Consider the following 2,416-nt stretch of genomic DNA (forward strand, 5'->3'; position numbering starts at 1 on the left):
AGCGGGTAGCTGAGGGATGAGTCAGGGTGCATCTACTATTTCTTAATCCTTCATTGCTCTGTCTCGATCCGGAAGAAATTAGAAATGATTAAGCCAAATAAAACTAATAGATTGCTTGAGACAAGATTAAACAAAAAAAATCCCCAGCGGTTAGCTGAGGGATGAGTCAGGGTGCATCTACTATTTCTTATTCCTTCATTACTCTGTCTCGCTCCGGAAGAAATTAGAAATGGGTAAGCCAAATAGAACTAATAGATTAGTTGAGACAAAATTGAACAAAAAAAATCCCCAGCGAGTAGCTGAGGGATGAGTCAGGGTGCATCTACTATTTCTTAATCCTTCATTGCTCTGTCTCGCTCCGGAAGAAATTAGAAATGGGTAAGCCAAATATAACTGATAGATTGGTTGAGACAAGATTAAACAAAAAAAATCCCCAGCGGGTAGCTGAGGGATGAGTCAGGGTGCATCTACTATTTATTAATCCTTCATTGCTCTATCTAGATCCGGAACAATATGGCAAAACAGCTCTTTTCTACGAACCATGGGGCAAGCGGGGGATTGACGTTATTTACAAATCCGCCCAGGTCTCCTCAAGAAACTGCATAATCCGTTCGTCAATCGACATCTTTGAACCGTCTCCAGAGAGGCTGGTTGCCCCTGAAGTGTAGAAGTGGCCGAAGGCGGGGACCCAGGCAAAGGTATATCGAACACCAACTTTCTTGTAATGCTCAATCAGAATGGGCATTGAAACGAAATAGCCTTCCAGGTCGTTCTGGCCTTGGAACAGGAGGATCGGCGGGCTATCCGATGATTCTGTTACCGTGTTGAGGATGTCGAAGCCAAGGATAGTACCCGACAGCAAGAAAGCAGCTGCTACCGGTTCGTGCATACCATGGGCAACGTTCAAAGTTGTTAAGGCTCCGGCAGAAAATCCACCGAGGACAATGCGCTCTGGATCGATATTGTACGTCTCAGCTGAGTTGCGGATATGCTTGACGGCCGTACGCAGGTCTTCGGCAGCCGACAGCACCCCATCGGTGATAAGTTTCATGTCTTCAGGATCGCTAGGATCCAGGGGATCGAGGCACATTATTTTACGAACCTTATTCAGCTGATCGATCATGATTTCGACGTTCGTCATGTCGATATCCTCTGGCGGGTAGTCCGACGCTACTGGGTTGTCAGGTATCAGTCGATAAGTGATTGCGAAGCAAACGTAGCCCCGCGTTGCAAACTTTCGGCAATAATCCCCCGGGGAGGTGTCTTGCGCGCCACCTTCGTCGTAGGTGTAGCGTGGACTGCCACGATGGAACGAGCCGCCGTGGGTAAAAATGATAGCGGGTCGTGGTTTTTCTTCCGTTTTTTCTTCCGTGTCTTCAAGGGGCTCGTAGACATCCATCCACAAGTTGATAGTATCCAATTTATCATCCCCTTCATCGTCTTCGACGATAACATCCCCTTTGCCGTAGATCACCTCTGGCGTGACCTTGTAGTCAAGCATGGATCGGGTTTCAGCTAAGGCAGGAGCTTGAAACAACATCCACAAACAAAGACAAATTAAAGCAAACAAAGCAGTAAACTTTCTCATCAGCACTCCTAATGACCTAGAGGTAAAAGGATTCAGCAAAAATCAATACAACTGAATCTCCCTGGGAAATAGTAAATCATTTAAAGAAATTGATCAACCCACATTCCGCCCCCCCCAGTGCCAGCCATTTTGGTTTGATAATAATTCTTTTTGATAGTAGTTATGTACTACTGTGATTCCTCATTTTTTAGTTTCCAGATATTGGGATCGAGATACGTACAATATTAGCCATTAGGCTAGAAACCCCCTCTCCGAAATGCTTTGACAACTCTTGTTTCAAAACGCTTACGCATTGATCAGGAGTGATAGATTGGTTGAGACAAAATTGAACAAAAAAAAATCCCCAGCGGGTAGCTGAGGGATGAGTCAGGGTGCATCTACTATTTCTTAATCCTTCATTGCTCTGTCTCGATCCGGAAGAAATTAGAAATGATTAAGCCAAATAAAACTAATAGATTGCTTGAGACAAGATTAAACAAAAAAAATCCCCAGCGGTTAGCTGAGGGATGAGTCAGGGTGCATCTACTATTTCTTATTCCTTCATTACTCTGTCTCGCTCCGGAAGAAATTAGAAATGCTTACCCTAAGGAGACAGCCAAGATGGCTATCCCACATAGAACTGATAGATTGGTTGAGACCAGAGTGAACAAAAAAAATCCCCAGCGGGTAACTGAGGGATCACTCAGGGTACATCTACTATTTCTTATTCCTTAATGGTTCTAACTAGATCCGCTGCTTCCCAGATCCCTTGTGCCCAGATCCCCTATTCCCTATATAGCAGAGAAAGAGTTGCTTAGGACAATACTATGAAGGCATGATCCAAAGCAT

General features: G+C 44.6%; 1 protein-coding gene. It reads right to left on the minus strand.

Annotated elements, in window-relative coordinates; all coding sequences use genetic code 11:
• Positions 1–568: 568 nt before the first annotated feature.
• Entirely contained in the window at positions 569–1,588 is a 1,020-nt protein-coding gene (locus AC4II3_RS32465; protein WP_488017252.1) for an alpha/beta hydrolase, read from the minus strand.
• Between the last annotated feature and the right edge of the window lie 828 nt (positions 1,589–2,416).

The sequence above is a fragment of the Moorena sp. genome, assembly GCF_982860115.1.